This window comes from Nocardioides sp. (assembly GCF_035697785.1).
In the GTDB taxonomy this organism is placed as follows: domain Bacteria; phylum Actinomycetota; class Actinomycetes; order Propionibacteriales; family Nocardioidaceae; genus Nocardioides_B.
The window spans coordinates 1-17,328 of the sequence record NZ_DASSCL010000011.1; the positions used below are offsets into that span (position 1 = coordinate 1).

A 17,328-nucleotide genomic window follows, 5' to 3' on the forward strand; every position below is an offset into this window, starting at 1 on the left:
GGCGAGGTCGAGGACGAGCCCGAGGAGCCGACGGTCGCGACCTACAACGCCTACGCCGCCTCGCTGCTCACCGAGCACGGCCTGCGCATCGGCCACGAGCCGGACACGCGGGTCATCGCCGACGCGTCCCGCTACCAGCTCGCCGCGCGCGCTATCGCCCGCTACACCGGCGACGTCAAGCTGCTCAGTGACCACCCGGAGACGGTGATCGGCTACGTGCTGGGTCTCGAGGGCGCGATGAGCGAGCACCTCGTCGACATCGACCGGCTCCGTGACTTCCAGCGGGTCGAGCGCGCGGCGTTCACCGCCGAGCTCGAGACCGCCAAGGCGAAGGCGAAGCTCGCGACCGTCGTCAACGCCCTCGACCGGCGCGACGAGCTGCTCGGCCTCGTCGAGGCCTACCGGCGCCTCAAGCGGGACCTGGGTCTCATGGACTTCTCCGACCAGATCGCGCTCGGCGCCCGGCTGGCGGTCGAGCGGCCCGAGGTCGGCACGGCCGAGCGCGAGAAGTTCCGAGTCGTCCTCCTCGACGAGTACCAAGACACCTCCGTCGCGCAGGCGACCATGCTCAGCCGGCTGTTCTCCGGACCCGCCCCCGAGCAGGGTCGCGGGCACCCGGTGACCGCCGTCGGCGACCCCAACCAGGCGATCTACGGCTGGCGGGGCGCGTCGGTCTCCAACATCCTCAACTTCGGAGAGGACTTCCCGACCGTCGGCGGCTCGACCGAGGTGCCGAGCTACCCGCTCACGATCAACCGACGCTCGGATCGCAGGATCCTCGAGGTCGCCAACCGGCTCGCCGAGCCGCTCTACACCGCCTTCCCGCAGGTGCAGCCGCTGCGGTCCCCCGAGGAGCCAGGCGAGGGCACGGTCCGAGCCGCGGTTCACGAGACCTACGTCGACGAGCTGGCCTGGCTGCCCGGCGAGGTCAAGAAGTCGCACGCCGGGCTGGCCGAGACGTCCTGGGCCGGGATCGGGGTGCTGGTCCGCGACAACGCCCACGCGGCCGACGTGTTCGACGCGCTGACCCGCGAGGAGATCCCGGTCGAGATCGTCGGACTGCAGGGACTGCTGAGGCTGCCGGAGGTCGCCGAGGTGGTCGCGTCCCTGACCCTGCTCCACGACCTGACCGCCAACGCCGCGCTGCTGACCCTGCTGACCGGTCCGCGCTGGAGCATCGGGCCGCGCGACCTGGCCCTGCTCGGCCGTCGCGCCGCCGACCTGTCGGGGGTCACCGGCCGCGCGGCCCGTGACCTCGACCGCGACGTCGCCGAGGAGCTCGCCGCGGCGGTGGCCGGCTCCGACCCGACCGAGGTGGCCTCGCTCAGCGATGCCCTCGACGACCCCGGCACCGGCGAGCGTTGGGCCTACTCACCCGAGGCGCGCGAGCGCTTCGCCCTGCTCTCCGGGGAGCTTCGTGCGCTGCGGTCGCACGCCGGCGAGCCGCTGCTCGACCTGGTCCGCCGGATCATCGACGTGACCGGCATCGACATCGAGCTCGCGTCGTCCGTGAGCCCCGCGGCACAGGCCCGGCGCGAGAACCTCGACCTGTTCGTCAAGGCCGTCGCGGAGTTCCAGGCGGTCGACGGCGACGTGACGCTGCCCGCGCTGCTCGCCTACCTGCAGGCGGAGGACGAGCTCGGCACCGGTCTCGACATCGCGACCCCCACCGAGGCCGACTCGGTCAAGCTGCTCACCGTGCACCGCGCCAAGGGGCTGGAGTGGGAGTCGGTGTTCCTGGTCGGGGTCGTCAACGGCCGGTTCCCCAACACCCGCGGGCGCACCAAGTGGACCTCCGGCCCCGCGGTCCTGCCCACCCCGCTGCGCGGCGACGCCCGCGACCTGCCGAGGCTGGCCGGCCACACCTCGGCCGACCTCGACGCCGTGGCCGAGGAGTGGAAGCGGCACGAGGCCCAGGAGGAGCTCCGGCTCGGCTACGTCGCCTTCACCCGCGCCAAGCAGGAGCTGGTCGTCTCGTCGTACCTCTGGGGGCCGACCCAGCAGAAGCTCCTCGGCCCGTCGCCCTACCAGGAGACGGTGCGCGAGGTGCTCCTCCGATGGGGCAGCGACGCCGAGCGGTGGCTGGACCTGCCCGAGGACGGCGCGACCAACCCGCTGCGGGCCGGAGGCGAGGTCGCGCCCTGGCCGGTGCCCGGCCACACCCCGGAGGTCCAGCGCCGGCTGGTCGCCGCAGACGTGGTGGCGCGGGCGATCGACCGGGCCCGCGCGGGCGTCCAGCCCACCGACGAGGGCCTCGACGTCCTCGAGGCCGCCCGGGTGGCCGAGTGGGACGAGGAGATGGCCCGACTGCTCGAAGAGGCTCGGCGCGACCGCACCGACGATGTCGCCGTCCCGCTCCCGTCCAGCCTGTCGGCGACCGCGGTGGCGCGGCTGCGCGACGACCCCGCCCGCTTCGCGGCGTCCCTCGCGCGGCCGATGCCGCGGCAGCCCTCACCCGCGGCACGGTTCGGCACCCGGTTCCACGCCTGGGTCGAGTCCAGGTTCGGTCAGCAGCTGCTGCTGGATCCCGATGACCTGCCCGGGCGCGGTGACGCGGAGATCGACGACGACGCCGACCTGCAGGAGCTGGTCGAGCGGTTCGAGGCGGGCGCCTTCGCCGACCGGGTCCCCGAGGCGATCGAGCCCCCCTTCGCGCTGGTGCTGGCCGGACAGGTGGTCCGGGGCCGGATCGACGCGGTCTACACCGAGCAGGTGGACGGTGACGACGGCTACCTGGTCGTCGACTGGAAGACCAACCGTGAGCAGACGGCCGATCCGCTGCAGCTCGCGCTCTACCGGGTCGCCTGGGCCGAGCTCAAGGGCGTCGATCCCGCTCGGGTGCGGGCGGCGTTCTACTACGTGCGCAGCGGCGACCTCGTCGAGCACACCGGCCTGCCCGGTCGCGAGGAGCTGGAGCGGCTGTTCGCGACCGACGGCGGCTGAAGGCTCAGCCGGTCTGGGAGTCGAGCATCGCCTCGAGGGCGATCTCGACCATGTGGCCGAAGGTCTGCTCGCGCTCGAGCGCGCTGGTCTGCTCGCCGGTGACGATGTGGTCGGACACGGTGCAGACGGCGAGCGCCCGGGCTTGGTGCTGCGCGGCGAGGGTGTACAACGCACTGGCCTCCATCTCCACCGCGAGCACCCCGTAGTCGACCATCCGCGCGGTCAGCTCCGGGCGGGGGTTGTAGAACGAGTCGCTGGAGAAGATCAGCCCCACGTGCGTGTCGACCGGGAGGTCGCGGGCGACCGCGGCGTCGTGCGCGGCGCGCAGCAGCCCGTAGTCGGCGACCGGGGCGTAGTCGAGCCCCTCGAAGCGGATCCGGTTCATAGCGGAGTCCGTGCAGGCGCCCGAGGCGATCACCAGGTCGCGCAGCTTGACCCGCTGGGTGAGCGCGCCGCAGGAGCCGACCCTGACGACCGTGCGGACGTCGTACTCCTTGAGGAGCTCGGTGAGGTAGATCGAGAGCGAGGGCAGGCCCATGCCCGAGCCCTGCACGGACACGCGCTCGCCGCGGTAGGTGCCGGTGAAGCCGAGCATCCCGCGCACCTGCGTGTAGCACTTGGTGTTGTCGAGGAAGGTCTCCGCGATCCACTTGGCGCGCAGCGGGTCGCCGGGCATCAGGACGTGTGGTGCTATCTCGCCGGGCTCGGCGCCGATGTGGGTGCTCACCCGCGACACGGTAGGGCACGCCGTAGGGTCGACGACGTGACCGCCACGAACCACGCGGACCTGCTCGGCCAGTACCCGCACGTCGCCCCCGTCGCGCTCTCCCTGCACGCCCACAACCGGATCGCCGGCCACCGGACGGACGACGCGTGGCTCGACGAGACCTGGCGCGACGAGCGGACCCGGGTCCTGGTCCTGCACGGCGGCCGGCTCGTCGTCCCGGACGAGTCCGAGGACCCTACGGTGGACTGGCGTACGCCGGGGGAGGCCCCGCCCGGGCAGCGGGTGCTGCTCGGCGAGCAGGACGGCGTCACGCACTTCGCGGTCCTGGTCGAGCACGTGCCCGCCGGCATGCGGGCCGAGGAGCTGCGACGGTTCATCCAGGCGCTGCCGGCAGACGAGGCCGCGCTGGTGGTGCACGCGGTCGCGCTCGGGGAGTGGCACCGGTCCAACCGGCACTGCCCGCGCTGCGGGAGCTCGCTCGACGTGTCCGACGCCGGCCACCTGATGGTCTGCAGCGGCTGCGGTCGGCAGCAGTTCCCGCGCACCGACCCCGCCGTGATCATGGTCGTCACCGACGAAGAGGACCGCTGCCTGCTCGGCCGCCAGGAGCGTTGGCCGGAGGGCCGCTACTCGACGCTCGCCGGTTTCGTGGAGCCGGGTGAGTCGCTCGAGCAGGCGGTCGCCCGCGAGGTGTTCGAGGAGGTCGGCGTCGAGGTCGGCGAGGTCGCCTACTTCGGCAACCAGCCGTGGCCGTTCCCGGCCAGCCTGATGGTCGGGTTCTTCGCCCGGGCCAGGACCACCGACATCGACGTCGACGGCGCCGAGATCAGCGACGCCCGGTGGTTCACCCGGGAGCAGATGCGCGCCGAGGCGGAGGCCGGCACGCTGCTGCTGCCCGGCGGCATCTCCATCTCCCGCAGCCTGGTCGAGACCTGGTACGGCGGGACCCTCCCCGGGACCTGGTGAACAACGATTCGTCTGCGGTCCATGGGGTGATTCACGGTGGCGGATCGCAGACGAATCGTGGTGCTCAGCCGTAGTAGGCGTGCAGCGCGGTCCACTCGTCGGGGCTGGGCGCCGGCTCGAGGGTCAGCGGCGGCTGCGCGCCGGTGATCCCGTCGCCGGCGTGGTGCCGGAAGCCGAGGACGTGCATGAACTCGTGCGCAGCCACCTGCCGGCGGGTGCTGCGGGGGCTCTCGCGGAAGTACGTGTTCAGCGTGATCGTCGCGCCGGTGGGATAGGACTCGCCCGGACCCATCGTGCGCCACTTCGTGAACCCGGCGAACGTGCCGCTGCGCCGGTGCTCCTTCTCGATCGTGACGACGAAGGCGCCCGGGTGCTCGACGGCGGACCCCGACACGACCGTGACGCCGGGCAGTGCCGCGTCCACGCTCTCGGCGAAGTCGCGCATCTGCCACACGTTCGCCGGACCGTCGATCACGACGGTCGTGCCCGCCGGGAGCGGCCAGGTCAGCGCCTGGGTCGCGGGTACGTCGTACGCGCCGCCGCCGTCCTTGGCCGCGATCGCCGGTGCGGGTGCGAGGACGGCGCCCGCCGCGAGCCCCAGAGCGGCGAGCGCGGTGCCTACGGTGCGGGTAGGTCTCATGAAGTCATCACCACTGGTGCAGTTCCCGCCCTTCGCGATATCAGACATCCGGCCAGCCCGTCGACCGTGCTCGCGGTCACGATGGATCACGGCGCGGTCCCTAACGCGGAGGGCGCGCCGGGACACCCGAGAAATGCGGTCGGGCAACCGGTCGAGGCCGGTCCGCTCAGTTGAGCGAGGCGAGCTTGGCCTTGACCTCGGCGACGGAGGGGTTCGTCTGGGCCGAGCCGTCGGAGTAGACCAGCGTCGGGACGGTCTGGTTGCCGCCGTTGACCTGCTCGACCACGAACGCCGCGTCGGGCACCCGCTCGATGTCCACGACCTCGTAGGCGATGCCCTCGCGGTCGAGCTGGCTCTTCAGCCGGTGGCAGTAGCCACACCACTGCGTCGAGTACATCGTCAGGGTCGGGGTGGTCATCCGTGTCCTTCCTCGCGTCTACGCTTGCTGCTACAACGCCGCCCGCAGAGGAGTTTGTTCCCGTATGCCCCCATCCGCTGACCGGCCCCCGTCCGCCGACCAGCTCCTCGACGCGCTCGACCCGGAGCAGCGGCAGGTGGCGACGGCTCTGCACGGGCCGGTGCGGGTGCTGGCCGGCGCGGGCACCGGCAAGACCCGGGCGATCACGCACCGGATCGCCTACGGCGTGGCGAGCGGTGTCTACAACCCCAACGAGGTCCTCGCAGTCACGTTCACCACGCGTGCTGCGGGGGAGATGCGCGGTCGGCTGCGTGCCCTCGGCGCCGGTGGTGTCCAGGCCCGCACGTTCCACTCCGCCGCGCTGCGCCAGGCCCGCTACTTCTGGCCCCGGGTCTACGGCGGCGAGCTGCCGGTGCTCACCGAGTCCAAGCTCGCGTTGATGGGCAACGCCGCGCGTCGCAACCGCGTCGAGACCGACCAGGCCACCCTGCGCGACCTCGCGTCCGAGGTGGAGTGGGCCAAGGTGAGCAACGTCCGCCCCGACGACTACCCCGCCGTCGCGGCCGCGCGCGGCCGCTCGGTGACCGGCCACGAGCCCGACGTCGTGGCCCGCGTCTTCGCGACCTACGAGGACGTCAAGCGCGACCAGGGCCGCATGGACATGGAGGACGTCCTGCTCTGCGCCGCGGCGCTGCTCGCGGAGGACGACCGCGTGGCCGCCGAGGTACGCCGCCAGTACCGGTGGTTCGTCGTCGACGAGTTCCAGGACGTCAGCCCGATCCAGTCCGCGTTGCTCGACCTGTGGCTGGGTGGTCGCGACGACCTGTGCGTCGTCGGTGACCCGGCCCAGACCATCTACTCCTTCGCGGGGGCCAACGCGTCGTACCTCACCGAGTTCGGCCGACGCTTCGCCCGCACCACCTCCATCGAGCTGGTCCGCAACTACCGGTCCAGCCCGCAGGTGATCGCAGCCGCCAACGGACTGCTCGCCGGCACGGCCAGCGCCGGCGTCCGGTTGCGCGCGCAGCGCGACGGCGGCCCCGAGGTGCGCTTCTCGGAGCACTCCGACGAGGTCGCCGAGGCCGAGCAGGTCGCCGCCGACATCCTCGAGCTGACCCGGAAGGGCGTCCCGCCCCGGGAGATCGCGGTGCTGTTCCGGATCAACGCGCAGTCGGAGGCCTTCGAGGAGGCGCTGGCCGCCCGCGGCGTCCCCTACGTCGTCCGGGGCGCCGCGCGCTTCTTCGAGCGGGCCGAGGTCCGCCAGGCGGTGACCCTGCTGCGCGGCAACGCGCGGGGCGACGGCGGATCGGCGGACGGCCTCGTCGACGACGTCCGCGCCGTGCTCGCCGGCATGGGCTGGTCGCCCGAGGCACCCACGGGGCGCGGCAACGTCCGCGACCGTTGGGAGTCGCTGCAGGCGATCGTGTCCCAGGCCGAGGACTTCGCGGCGTCCGGTGACGTCTCGCTCACCGACTTCGTCGCCGACCTCGACCGACGCGCGCAGGAGCAGCACGCGCCGGTGGCCGAGGGGGTCACCCTCGCGACGCTGCACGCCGCCAAGGGCCTGGAGTGGGACGCGGTCTTCCTGGGCGGGATGCACGAGGGGACGATGCCGATCGTCTACGCCGAGGGCCCGGCCGCGGTCGAGGAGGAGCGGCGGCTGCTCTACGTCGGGATGACCCGGGCCCGACGCCACCTCGCGGTGTCGTGGGCGGTGGCACGCAACCCCGGATCCCGCTCGAGCCGCAAGCCGTCACGGTTCCTCACCGGCCTGCGCCCGCAGGTCCGCTCCGACGTGGTCGAGACCGAGCGCAGCCGCAAGCGCAAGGGTGTGGCCAACTGCCGCACGTGCGGCAAGCCGCTCGGCAGCACCGCGGAGCGCAAGGTCGGCCGCTGCGAGGACTGCCCGGCGGCCTACGACGAGGAGCTGTTCGAGCGGTTGCGCACGTGGCGCGTCGAGCGGGCGGCCGAGGAGAAGGTGCCGGCGTACGTCGTGTTCACCGACCTCACCCTCCAGGCGATCGCCGAGGTCAAGCCTGCCGACGCCGTCGCCCTGCGCCGGATCAGTGGCATCGGGGAGGCGAAGATGACCAAGTACGCCGACGACGTCCTGGCCCTCGTCGGAGGACACACGGCGGACTGAGGGTCTGGACGTAGCCCGTCCGGACCATTTCTTGATGCGCGGCAAAACTTTCGCGGAAATACCCAGAAAATAGTTTGCCGCTTACAGCCCCCCGGGGGTACGTTTTCTCTCACCCGCACGACAACTGCGCAGACGGTCCTTGCCAAGACCAGCGCCCGAGGCTCTGAAGGAGGTGCCACAGATGATCAACACCACGATGAAGATCAGCCACCCGGCTGGCTTCGGCATGCCCATGTCGCCGCGTGACCGCGTTGCGTCCGTGCGCGTCCTCCCGGTTTCCACGGGTGTGGTGTGCCTGCCGGCCGCCGGCGCGATCGCTCCCGTGACGGGCATCCAGGGCACCGCTGTGCGCGGTTACCGCCTCGCCACCGATGCCGTTGCCGTCAAGGGAGCCTTCCCGGGTACCTCCGCCTGGAGTCCACCGATCTAGAGTGAGATCTCTGCATCGGCAGCCTCCAGGCCGCGGAACCCGAAACCCGGGATCCGCGGTCTTTTTGTTTCCCAAACGGTCCGACCGACCAAACGAGAACACTCACCAGGAGGTGAAGAGATGAGTATCAGCGTCCTCGACACGTTCGCCGCCACCGCGAACGAGGTCGACGAGGAGCAGCTGCCGTGCCGCAGAGAGGACCCGGAGCTGTTCTTCGCAGAGACTCCGCAGGACGTGGAGCTGGCCAAGGCGATGTGCCTGGACTGCCCGTTGCGGGTCGAGTGCCTCGCCGGCGCCCTCGAGCGTCGTGAGCCCTGGGGTGTCTGGGGCGGCGAGCTGTTCGCGCAGGGTGTCGTCATCCCGCGCAAGCGCCCCCGCGGACGTCCCCGCAAGAACGAGGTCGCGGCCTGAGCCGTAGCCCGAACAGCAGCAACAGCCCGGCCGATCCAGCACCGCAGCACCAAGCATCACCGAGCAGCACTGAGCAGAACCGCAGCACCAGCAGCAACCGACCACCGCCCATAACGCATTCAACGGAGAACGCGATGTCATACGTAACCGAGACCGTGGCTCGGGTGGAGCACACCCAGCGCCTCGGTGAGGCCGAAAGCCTGCGCCGCGGGCACCTCATCGCTCGCGCCCAGCGGAAGTCCCGCCGTGCCGAGCGCGCCGCCCTCCAGGCACGCCTCACCCTCGCCCGCACGCTGTGACCCTGACTCGGGTCTGACACAGCCAACAGGAAACGGAAACCAACACCTCCATGAACACTGACAAGAACCGGAGCAACGAGATGCAACTCATGAATGAAGATCTGGCACGTGCACAGATGTCCGCGCGCCTGGGAGAGGCGCACGAACTGCGACGCGGTCACCAGCTGGCAATGCAGCGCCGGCTGTCCCGCAAGGCCGAGCGTGCTGCCCGTCAGGCACGCCTCGCCCTGGCTCGCTCGCTCTGATCCGAGGTCCCACACCCGGAGCGGACGTAGCCCAGCGCGACATCGGTCTGCACAGCTGAACACCAACGAGAGCCGGACCCGCGGCCACCACCACGCCGCGGGTCCGGCTCTCGTCATGCCTGCGTCGGCCCGGCGTACGCTCGGGCCATGGCGGTGACCTGCGACTTCTGCGGTACGACGGCCCCCGACGACGCAGCGGGCGGCACCGGGATGCCGCTGACCTGGACGACCGCGGTCGAGAACGGCCGTCAGCGGGTCTTCTGCGAACGGTGCTCGCGTGAGCACCTCCGGGCGATCGAGAGCAAGCTCGACAGCGAGTGGTGGTGACCGGGTCGCTGCACCGGTGGTCGAGCCCCTCGGGACTCCCTGGAGGCCGGGCTGTCGGCCTACCCCTCCGGACCTTCGGCGAACCCGGGCAGTGACTCCTCCAGCATCGCCCGGAACGGGAGCTCCGCCTCGAGCTGGGAGAGCACCCCGATGCAGCCCACCCAGACGCGGTGGATCAGCAGGTACGACGGCGGCAGATTGAGCTTGAGCGCCAACGTCGAACCCGGCTGGCGGGGGTCCTGCACGCGCTGGAACTGGGAACGCATCCAGTCCCGGGAGAACTTGAAGCGCTCGACGGCCGCGGGCTCCGTGAACGGGCCGAGGTACGCGCGCAGCTCGTCGGGGTCGATGCGGATGTTGGGCTTGACGAACCCCTCGTCACGGAGCCCGTTGAGGACGTCGTCGTAGTCGTCGTACATCGCGATCCGGAGCAGGCTGCCGATGGCGCGCGGAAGCGTGCGCTCGGGCAGCCGGGCCACCGCGCCGAAGTCGACGACGCCGAGGCCGTCGAGCGACCCGTCGGTGGTGGGCAGCACCCGGAAGTTGCCCGGGTGCGGGTCGGCGTGCAGCAGCCCCACCCGCGCCGGACCGGCGAACAGGAACCGGACGTAGCGCTCGCCGTAGTGGTTGCGCTCCTCCTGGGTGCCCTCGGCGATCAGCCGGGCCAGCGAGGACTTGCTCTCGATCCACTCGCTGACCAGGATCTTGTCGGTCTGCGCGACGACGTGGGGGACCCGGATCTCCGGGTCGTCCTCGAACTCCTCGGCGAACTGCCGTTGGGCGTCCGCCTCCAGGCGATAGTCCAGCTCCTCGGCGACCCGGTCCTGCAGCTCGGCGATCAGCGGCTTGATGTCGATGCCCGGCACCAGGCCGCCAACGGTGCGGGCCACGCGGGACAGCTGGCGCAGGTCCGCCATCAGGGCCTCGCCGGCACCGGGGTACTGGATCTTGATCGCGACCTCGCGGCCGTCGGACCAGCGGCCGCGGTGGACCTGACCGATCGAGGCGGCCGCGGCCGGGTCGTCGTCGAACTCGACGAGCTGCTTGCGCCAGCCGCGGCCGAGCTCCTGGCCGAGCACGGCGTGCACAGTCGTCGACGACATCGGAGGAGCGGCGTCCTGGAGCCGGGTGAGTTGGTCGCGGTAGGGCGCGGCGACGTCCTCCGGGAGCATCGCCTCCATGATCGACAGGGCCTGCCCCATCTTCATGGCACCGCCCTTGAGGTCGCCGAGCGTCCGGAACAGCTGCTCGGCGGTGCGCTGCTGCACCTCGGAGAGGACCGCCTCGGCCGGGGCGCCACCCAGGCGCCGGCCCATGCCCACCGCGGTGCGTCCGGCGTACCCCAGCGGCAGCGCGGCCAGTCTGGCGGTGCGCGATACGGCTCTGCGGGGCAGCTCGGTCACCTGGCCATTGTGGCGGACGGATCCTGTCGGTGTTGCCGAACCGTCGCGGCAAGGGGCTGGTGCCGCACCCGGGACCGGCCGCCCGGGTCCACGGTCACTGCCAGCTGCAGCCGCAGTCCGGGTGCCGGGACCAGGTGCGCGTCTCCACGGCGGTGAGGTCCGCGTCGAGAGTCAGCGTCGTCGACCAGGTCGACGGCCGGCCGCCGTCGACGTAGGTCGCGAGGTCCCGGGCCGCCCACCCCGCCGCCACCGTCGCCAGCAGCGGGTCGAGCGGCTCGGGGATGCCGTCGCGGCGCGGCCCGCGGCACGCCTCGGCGTACTGCCGCACCAGCAGCGGCCAGGTCGGGTCGGCGTCGGTGTGGTGCGCGTCCACGCAGCGCAGGCACGCCGTCGCCCCTGGTACGACGAAGGGGCCGACGGTCGCGCGGCCCTCGGCCAGCCGGACCAGCAGGTGCGGGACCCGCTCCCGCATCCACCCGTCCACGAGCTCACGGTCGGGCTCGCCGAGGCCGACGAGCAACCCGACGGCCGGCTCGTCGGACGAGCAGGTCAGCAGCGCCTCGTCGAGCAGGCCACGCAGACGTTCAAGCAGGCCGGCACCCGACGGGTGCCCGAACTCGACCACCCCGATGCTCCGCCGGGACCGGGCGGCGACGACGTCGGGAGCCCGAGTGCCGTGACGGCGCAGCAGCGAGGCCGCGCGGGCCGTGACCGGCCCGGCGTCGCCGCCGGCGAGCAGCGGGACGACGGCCCGCTCGTCGACGATCAGGCCGGCCTGCGCGAGGACCGCAGCCGGCGCCTCGTCGGCGGGACGGACCTTCGACCCGTCGAGGCGGGCCAGGCAGGACGCCACGGCGGGGGTGTCGGGCAGCACGATCGCGCCGCGAGGGTCGAGCCCCACCTGGAAGGAACCGTCGCGGCGACGCAGCACGTGGGCGCCGGGCACGAGCAGGGGTCGCATGCGCGCAGCCTGCCGGACCGGGCCGCTCGCGGCGACCGGTCGTCCACAGGCGGGGGCGACCGGTGGAAACGGCAGCGGCGGCGCCCCACGTAGTCGTGGAGCGCCGCCGCCGAAGATCGAGTGGCGATCAGGCCTTGCCGAGAATGCGGTTGAGGTTGGTGCCGCAGACGGGGCAGACGGCCTTGGCCATGCGGGTGCCCTTGTCGTTGACCTTGACCTCGCCCTCTGCCTCGCGCTTCTCCTTGCACTTCACGCAGTAGAACTCGCCGCTCCAGGTCTCCGCCATGACGGCCTCCTTGCTGTTTCGTTGTATCGGTCGTCGGCGGGGAGTCGAGGAAGACCCGCCGTGGCCGCCTGTTGCCGGCCGCTTCGCACCCTACGGCAGGCGGGGAGCACATTCATGCTCGCACCGCCCGCTGCGCGGGGTTTCACGCTCAGATGGCCGGCAAAAGATCACTTTTGCCCCTTTTATCCCCATGGGCGATGGCACGTTGCGACCCTTGTCTCACCAACGTCAACCCGACCCCACCCCGTCGGTAGTCTCCGGCGCATGACCGGCTCCATGACCCCGTCCGACCCCGCCGCCACGTCCGCACCGACGTCCGCCCCGGTGCGCGAGCATCTGCGCATCGAGACCCGCGACGACGGCGTGGTGCTGCTGACCCTCGCCAACCCGACCCAGCGCAACGCGATGTCCGAGCAGATGACCGCGTCCTGGAGTGCGGCCGTCGCGGACCTGGCCGGCGACCCGGGCGTGCGCGCGGTTGTTGTCACCGGCGAGGGTTCGGCGTTCTGCTCCGGCGGCAACACCTCCTGGATCGCGGGGGATCCGGAGGCCACCGTCGACGAGCTGCGCACCCGGATGATGGCGTTCTATCGCGCCTGGCTGTCGATCCGCGGTCTCGAGGTGCCGACCATCGCGGCGGTCAACGGCCCCGCGATCGGGGCGGGGCTGTGCCTCGCGCTCGCCTGCGACATCCGGTACGCCGCGGAGGGCGCCAGGCTCGGCGTCCCGTTCGTCAAGCTCGGCATGCACCCCGGGATGGCAGCGACGTACCTGCTGCCCGACGTGGTGGGGCCGGCGCACGCGCGTGACCTGCTGCTGACCGGGCGGGTGGTCACCGCCCCGGAGGCACTCGGACTGGGACTCGTCTCGCGGGTGCTGCCCGCGGAGACGTTCCTCGACGACGTGCTGACCGTGGCCGGCGAGGTGGCCGCGGCCGCCCCGATCCCGAGCCGGCTGACCAAGGTTGCGCTGCGTCAGGGGCACGCGGACTTCGAGTCGGCGCTGCAGTGGGAGGCGCTGGCCCAGCCGGTGACCCTTGCCACCGAGGACCTGCAGGAGGGCATCGCGGCCGCCCAGGCCAAGCGGCCCCCTCGGTTCACCGGCCGCTGACATGAGGCGAGGCCCCCTGCCTCTCCGGCACGCCGCTTGCCTTCCCCTTGCGAGCGCCGTGCCGAATCGGCCGGGGGCCTCATCTGCGAGGACCCTAGGTGCGCCCCGCCACCGCGGTCAACGCACCGGGGACCCACCCTGTGGACGGTCTTGGGGACAGGGTGTGGACGCAGGTGCACAGCCTGTGGAAGAACCTGGGGACAACGGTGTACGACGCTGTGGGGGACACGCCCGGGCGGCGTACTGTCACCGCGCTGACCAGCCAGGACTTCGACCACAGGGTGTGGACGAGAAGAAGTTCCGAGACGATGACGGACGATGAGACCGTGACGACCCCTAGACCCCGGGGACGGTAAACCGAAGGAGACCGATGGCGCACGGCACGGCGAGTGGGGCGGCGCTCGACCCGGTGGCGACGCTGCGCCGGATCGCGTTCCTGATGGAGCGGCGACTGGCCGACACCTACCGGATCAAGGCCTACCGCGGCGCGGCCGAGAGTCTGCTCGCCTGCGCACCCGGCGAGGTGGCCGAGCGGGCCGCGGCCGGGACGCTGCGTCAGCTGCCCGGCATCGGCGCCAAGACCGCAGCGGTGGTCGAGGACTGCGTCGCCGGCCGGCTGCCGGCCACGCTCACCGAGCTCGAGCAGAGTGCCGGTCCGCTCGCCAGCGGGGGTGAGGAGGTGCGCGCGGCCCTCCGCGGCGACCTGCACACCCACTCCGACTGGTCCGACGGCGGATCGCCCATCGAGGAGATGGTGATGACCGCAAGCGAGCTGGGCCACGAGTACGTCGTGCTGACCGACCACTCGCCCCGGCTGCAGGTGGCCAACGGCCTCTCGACCGCCCGGCTGCTGCGCCAGATCGACGTGGTGGCGGCGGTGAACGCGCACCTCGCCGAAGGTGACGGGGGGTTCCGGCTGCTGCACGGGATCGAGGTCGACATCCTCGACGACGGCAGCCTGGACCAGACCGATGACGTGCTCGCCCGCCTGGACGTGGTGGTGGCGTCGGTGCACTCCAAGCTCCGCATGGAGCGGGCGGCGATGACCCGGCGCATGGTCGCGGCGGTGCGGCACCCCGAGACCAACGTGCTCGGGCACTGCACCGGGCGGTTGGTCAGGGGCGGTCGGGGCACCCGGCCGCAGAGCGAGTTCGACGCCGCAGCGGTGTTCGCCGCCTGCGCGGAGGCCGATGTCGCCGTGGAGATCAACTCCCGTCCGGAGCGCAGCGACCCGCCGGACGAGCTCGTCGAGCAGGCGCTGGAGGCCGGCTGCCTGTTCGCCATCGACAGCGACGCGCACGCTCCGGGACAGCTCGACTTCCTCTGGTACGGCGCGGCCCGGGCCCAGGAGCTCGGCGTACCGCTGGAACGGGTTGTCAACACCTGGCCCGAGGACCGGCTGCTGACCTGGGCGAACGGGTAGCGTTCCACTCATGAGCACCGCTCCCGACCCCGGCGACGACCCCGTCGTCGAGGTGCGCCGCTCGCGCAAGCGGCGCCGCACGGTCGCGGCCTACCGGGAGGACGAGAAGGTCGTCGTGCTGATCCCGGCCCGGATGACCCGGGCGGAGGAGAAGGAGTGGGTCCGCACCATGCTGGCCCGGCTGGAGCGCCAGGAGAAGCGGCGCCGGCCCAGCGACGCCGGGCTGATGCGCAGGGCGGAGGGCCTCAACGCCCGCTACCTCGGCGGGCAGGCGACCCCCGACACCGTGCGCTGGGTCGACAACCAGAACAGCCGTTGGGGATCCTGCACCCCGGCCGACCGCGCGATCAGGCTCTCCCGGCGGCTGCAGGGCATGCCGGCCTGGGTCATCGACTACGTGCTCGTCCACGAGCTCGCCCACCTGATCGAGATCGGTCACACCGCGGTGTTCTGGGAGCTGGTCGACCGCTACCCGAAGGCGGAGCGCGCCAAGGGCTTCCTCGAGGGCGTGGCCGCCGCCAGCCAGCTCGGCATCACCGCCGACGATCCGGACTGCTCGCCGGAGGGCGCGGCGCAGATGGCGGCCGACGACGCGTGACCCTGCCCGCTCCGGTGGTAGGTCAGAAGTGCCGGGCCCTGGCGAGCCCGATCAGCGTGTGCATCTCCTCCTCGAGCGTCGGCAACCCGTCGAGCGGCCACCAGCGCACGTCGAGGGACTCCTCGCTGACCTCGTGCGCGGCGTCGTGCGGGGCCACCGCCGAGTAGCGCACGTCCAGGTGCCGCACCGGCCCTCGCGGGTCGCAGAACGTCACGGTGTGCAGGTCGAGGTGGACGGGCACCGGGTCGAACACGAAGTCGTCGAGCCCGGACTCCTCGGCGGCCTCCCGCCGGGCCGCGTCGGCGAGGGTCCGGTCGCCCGGCTCGATGTGGCCGCCGAACGCGAACCACCGGCGGGCCTTGCCGTGCAGGTTGAGCAGCACCTCGCGACCGTCGGCGGAGAGCATGACGGTGCCGGCGGTCAGGTGGTCGGGGAAGCAGGCCCGGTCCGTCCCGTCCGGGTGCTCCTCCAGGTGGGCGACGTAGCGGGCACGCAGCCCCTCCTGCGCGGGCGAGGGCGCGGCCCAGGCCCGCAGCGCGGCGAGGGCGTCGTCGTGCAACCGGGGACCGGTGGTCACTCCCGCGGGGTGTCGCCGGCGTCGTCGCCGTCCGTCTCGGCGTTGCCGGGGCCGCCGTCGTCGGTCGGCCGGGGCTCGGCGTCGGCGTCGTCGCCGGCCTCCGTGTCGAGCATCTGCGCGAGCGCGGCGTCGAACTCGGCGTCGGTGAGCGCCTCCGGCTCGGCCAGGCCCTCGCGGAAGCCCAACGGGTCGTCGAGGTCGGCAGCCGTCGGCAGCAGGTCGGGGTGCGCCCAGACCGCGTCGCGACCCTGCTGCCCCTGCCTGCTCCGCAGCGAGCCCCACAGGGCGGAGGCGTCGCGCAGTCGCCGTGGTCGCAGCTCCAGCCCGACGAGGGCGGCGAAGGTCGATTCGGCGGGTCCGCCCGCCGCGCGGCGTCGTCGTACCGCTTCCTGCAGCTTGCCGGCGGCGGGCATCCGGTTCTCGGTGGCCTGGCCCACGACGTCGTCGACCCAGCCCTCGACGAGCGCGAGGGTGGTCTCGAGCCGGGTCAGCGCGGCCTGCTGGGCGGGGGTCTTCTCCGGCTCGAACAGTCCGCCCTCGAGGGCCTCCTGAAGCGACGCCGGGTTGGTCGGGTCGATGCCGCGCATCGACTCCTCGATCTTGGAGACGTCGATCGTGGTCCCGCGGCCGTAGTCCTCGACCGTGGCGAGCAGGTGCGCCTTCAACCAGGGCACGTGTCCGAAGAGCCGCTGGTGGGCGGCCTCGCGGAGCGCGAGGTAGAGCCGGACGTCCTCCTCGCCGACGTCGAGCCCGTCGGCGAACGCGGACACGTTGAGCGGCAGCAGCGCCGCCTTGCCGCTCGGGCCCAGCGGCAGACCGATGTCGGAGGCGGTGAGCACCTCGCCGGCCAGCCCGCCGAGCGCCTGCCCGACCTGGGTGCCGAACATCGCGCCACCCGCCTGGTTCAGGATCCCCATCAGCGGGCCGGCCATCGCCTTGGCCTCCTCGGGGAGGGCGTTGCCCATCGCCGAGACGACGTGCTCGGCGACCGGCTCCACGAGCCGTTGCCACACCTCGACGGTCTCCTCGATCCAGTCGGCCCGGCTCCACGCGACGGACGTGCTCAGTCCGGAGGGGAGGTCGGTGGCCGAGTCGAGCCAGTGGTCGGCGAGCCGGAGGGCGTCGGCGATGTCCGCGCACTGGCGCTCCGAGGGGGTCGGGTCGGGCTCGGCGGCGACGGTACGCCGGGCGACGTCCTTGGCGAGCTGCCAGTTCACCGACCCCTCGTGCGGGGTCATCATCGCCTGCATCTGCCCGATCAGTGCGTTCAGGTCGGGCATGCCCGCGCCGCCGGCCCCACCTGCGCCGAAGGCGCCCCCGAACGCCTGGAACATCTGCTCGAACGGCGTGCCCTTGAACGGGTTGTTGGGGTCCTCCGGGCGGTCGCCGGGATCGTTGCTCATGGCTTTCACGTTACTCGT

19 protein-coding genes are annotated in these 17,328 nt (G+C 72.3%); 11 read left to right on the plus strand and 8 right to left on the minus strand.

Going from position 1 to position 17,328, the window contains the following annotated elements; genetic code table 11:
- Positions 1-2,943: ATP-dependent DNA helicase (locus tag VFH10_RS01300; protein ID WP_325125220.1), on the plus strand; the 2,943-nt coding region annotated here is incomplete at its 5' end.
- A 4-nt stretch (positions 2,944-2,947) separates the two neighbouring features.
- On the opposite strand, the gene deoD is transcribed toward VFH10_RS01300, so the two are convergent.
- Positions 2,948-3,670 carry a purine-nucleoside phosphorylase gene (gene deoD, locus VFH10_RS01305; protein WP_325125221.1) on the minus strand — a complete coding sequence of 241 codons (723 nt, stop codon included), beginning with the start codon at positions 3,668-3,670 and terminating at the stop codon, positions 2,948-2,950.
- A gap of 36 nt (positions 3,671-3,706) precedes the next feature.
- Here deoD and nudC point away from each other — a divergent pair, with 36 nt between their 5' ends.
- Positions 3,707-4,636: an NAD(+) diphosphatase gene (gene nudC / locus VFH10_RS01310; protein ID WP_325125222.1), complete on the plus strand. Its 930-nt coding sequence runs from the start codon at positions 3,707-3,709 to the stop codon at positions 4,634-4,636.
- A gap of 64 nt (positions 4,637-4,700) precedes the next feature.
- Here the strand turns inward: nudC and VFH10_RS01315 are convergent, their stop codons facing one another.
- Together VFH10_RS01315 and VFH10_RS01320 are read right to left on the minus strand one after the other, a co-directional pair.
- Complete coding sequence (locus VFH10_RS01315; RefSeq protein WP_325125224.1) at positions 4,701-5,276, minus strand: hypothetical protein; 576 nt, start codon at positions 5,274-5,276, stop codon at positions 4,701-4,703.
- A 166-nt stretch (positions 5,277-5,442) separates the two neighbouring features.
- Positions 5,443-5,694, minus strand: coding sequence for a mycoredoxin (locus VFH10_RS01320; protein WP_325125226.1), 252 nt, complete (start codon positions 5,692-5,694; stop codon positions 5,443-5,445).
- 64 nt (positions 5,695-5,758) lie between these two features.
- Between VFH10_RS01320 and VFH10_RS01325 the strand changes: the two genes are divergently transcribed.
- From VFH10_RS01325 to VFH10_RS01350, 6 genes are all read left to right on the plus strand, one after another.
- Positions 5,759-7,837 carry an ATP-dependent DNA helicase UvrD2 gene (locus VFH10_RS01325; RefSeq protein ID WP_325125227.1) on the plus strand — a complete coding sequence of 693 codons (2,079 nt, stop codon included), beginning with the start codon at positions 5,759-5,761 and terminating at the stop codon, positions 7,835-7,837.
- A 181-nt stretch (positions 7,838-8,018) separates the two neighbouring features.
- A complete protein-coding gene (locus VFH10_RS01330) occupies positions 8,019-8,267 on the plus strand; it encodes a hypothetical protein (RefSeq protein ID WP_325125228.1) in 249 nt (82 codons plus the stop codon).
- Positions 8,268-8,387: 120 nt separating this feature from the next.
- Positions 8,388-8,678, plus strand: a complete 291-nt coding sequence (locus tag VFH10_RS01335; RefSeq protein WP_325125229.1) for a WhiB family transcriptional regulator — start codon at positions 8,388-8,390, stop codon at positions 8,676-8,678.
- 134 nt (positions 8,679-8,812) lie between these two features.
- Positions 8,813-8,977, plus strand: a complete 165-nt coding sequence (locus tag VFH10_RS01340; RefSeq protein WP_325125230.1) for a hypothetical protein — start codon at positions 8,813-8,815, stop codon at positions 8,975-8,977.
- A gap of 50 nt (positions 8,978-9,027) precedes the next feature.
- Positions 9,028-9,222: a hypothetical protein gene (locus tag VFH10_RS01345; protein WP_325125231.1), complete on the plus strand. Its 195-nt coding sequence runs from the start codon at positions 9,028-9,030 to the stop codon at positions 9,220-9,222.
- A gap of 147 nt (positions 9,223-9,369) precedes the next feature.
- Positions 9,370-9,549, plus strand: a complete 180-nt coding sequence (locus tag VFH10_RS01350) for a hypothetical protein (RefSeq protein WP_325125232.1) — start codon at positions 9,370-9,372, stop codon at positions 9,547-9,549.
- Between the two features lie 59 nt (positions 9,550-9,608).
- Here VFH10_RS01350 and VFH10_RS01355 read toward each other — a convergent pair whose 3' ends face one another.
- From VFH10_RS01355 to VFH10_RS01365, 3 genes are all read right to left on the minus strand, one after another.
- A complete protein-coding gene (locus VFH10_RS01355; protein WP_325125233.1) occupies positions 9,609-10,952 on the minus strand; it encodes an AarF/ABC1/UbiB kinase family protein in 1,344 nt (447 codons plus the stop codon).
- Between the two features lie 94 nt (positions 10,953-11,046).
- Complete coding sequence (locus VFH10_RS01360; protein WP_325125234.1) at positions 11,047-11,913, minus strand: TOMM precursor leader peptide-binding protein; 867 nt, start codon at positions 11,911-11,913, stop codon at positions 11,047-11,049.
- A gap of 127 nt (positions 11,914-12,040) precedes the next feature.
- A complete protein-coding gene (locus tag VFH10_RS01365) occupies positions 12,041-12,199 on the minus strand; it encodes a DUF5679 domain-containing protein (protein WP_011754982.1) in 159 nt (52 codons plus the stop codon).
- A 264-nt stretch (positions 12,200-12,463) separates the two neighbouring features.
- Between VFH10_RS01365 and VFH10_RS01370 the strand changes: the two genes are divergently transcribed.
- From VFH10_RS01370 to VFH10_RS01380, 3 genes are all read left to right on the plus strand, one after another.
- Positions 12,464-13,309: an enoyl-CoA hydratase/isomerase family protein gene (locus VFH10_RS01370; RefSeq protein ID WP_325125235.1), complete on the plus strand. Its 846-nt coding sequence runs from the start codon at positions 12,464-12,466 to the stop codon at positions 13,307-13,309.
- A 370-nt stretch (positions 13,310-13,679) separates the two neighbouring features.
- Positions 13,680-14,732: a PHP domain-containing protein gene (locus VFH10_RS01375; RefSeq protein WP_325125236.1), complete on the plus strand. Its 1,053-nt coding sequence runs from the start codon at positions 13,680-13,682 to the stop codon at positions 14,730-14,732.
- A gap of 10 nt (positions 14,733-14,742) precedes the next feature.
- Positions 14,743-15,330 (plus strand): M48 family metallopeptidase, encoded by a 588-nt coding sequence (locus VFH10_RS01380; protein WP_325125237.1) that lies wholly within the window; start codon positions 14,743-14,745, stop codon positions 15,328-15,330.
- A gap of 22 nt (positions 15,331-15,352) precedes the next feature.
- Here the strand turns inward: VFH10_RS01380 and VFH10_RS01385 are convergent, their stop codons facing one another.
- Both VFH10_RS01385 and VFH10_RS01390 read right to left on the minus strand, forming a co-directional pair.
- Positions 15,353-15,907, minus strand: a complete 555-nt coding sequence (locus tag VFH10_RS01385; RefSeq protein ID WP_325125238.1) for an NUDIX domain-containing protein — start codon at positions 15,905-15,907, stop codon at positions 15,353-15,355.
- Positions 15,904-17,310 carry a zinc-dependent metalloprotease gene (locus tag VFH10_RS01390; protein WP_325125239.1) on the minus strand — a complete coding sequence of 469 codons (1,407 nt, stop codon included), beginning with the start codon at positions 17,308-17,310 and terminating at the stop codon, positions 15,904-15,906. Before VFH10_RS01390 ends, VFH10_RS01385 begins: the two co-directional genes overlap by 4 nt.
- Positions 17,311-17,328 lie beyond the last annotated feature (18 nt).

What these genes read in the sequence shown, in the direction of transcription:
- VFH10_RS01370 (WP_325125235.1), top strand. Translation starts at nt 12,464, where the DNA reads ATGACCGGCTCCATGACCCCGTCCGACCCCGCCGCCACGTCCGCACCG.
- VFH10_RS01325 (WP_325125227.1), top strand. Translation starts at nt 5,759, where the DNA reads ATGCCCCCATCCGCTGACCGGCCCCCGTCCGCCGACCAGCTCCTCGAC.
- VFH10_RS01390 (WP_325125239.1), bottom strand. Translation starts at nt 17,310, where the DNA reads ATGAGCAACGATCCCGGCGACCGCCCGGAGGACCCCAACAACCCGTTC.
- VFH10_RS01315 (WP_325125224.1), bottom strand. Translation starts at nt 5,276, where the DNA reads ATGAGACCTACCCGCACCGTAGGCACCGCGCTCGCCGCTCTGGGGCTC.
- VFH10_RS01330 (WP_325125228.1), top strand. Translation starts at nt 8,019, where the DNA reads ATGATCAACACCACGATGAAGATCAGCCACCCGGCTGGCTTCGGCATG.
- VFH10_RS01340 (WP_325125230.1), top strand. Translation starts at nt 8,813, where the DNA reads ATGTCATACGTAACCGAGACCGTGGCTCGGGTGGAGCACACCCAGCGC.
- VFH10_RS01375 (WP_325125236.1), top strand. Translation starts at nt 13,680, where the DNA reads ATGGCGCACGGCACGGCGAGTGGGGCGGCGCTCGACCCGGTGGCGACG.
- VFH10_RS01350 (WP_325125232.1), top strand. Translation starts at nt 9,370, where the DNA reads ATGGCGGTGACCTGCGACTTCTGCGGTACGACGGCCCCCGACGACGCA.
- VFH10_RS01335 (WP_325125229.1), top strand. Translation starts at nt 8,388, where the DNA reads ATGAGTATCAGCGTCCTCGACACGTTCGCCGCCACCGCGAACGAGGTC.
- VFH10_RS01380 (WP_325125237.1), top strand. Translation starts at nt 14,743, where the DNA reads ATGAGCACCGCTCCCGACCCCGGCGACGACCCCGTCGTCGAGGTGCGC.
- VFH10_RS01320 (WP_325125226.1), bottom strand. Translation starts at nt 5,694, where the DNA reads ATGACCACCCCGACCCTGACGATGTACTCGACGCAGTGGTGTGGCTAC.
- VFH10_RS01365 (WP_011754982.1), bottom strand. Translation starts at nt 12,199, where the DNA reads ATGGCGGAGACCTGGAGCGGCGAGTTCTACTGCGTGAAGTGCAAGGAG.
- VFH10_RS01345 (WP_325125231.1), top strand. Translation starts at nt 9,028, where the DNA reads ATGAACACTGACAAGAACCGGAGCAACGAGATGCAACTCATGAATGAA.
- VFH10_RS01360 (WP_325125234.1), bottom strand. Translation starts at nt 11,913, where the DNA reads ATGCGACCCCTGCTCGTGCCCGGCGCCCACGTGCTGCGTCGCCGCGAC.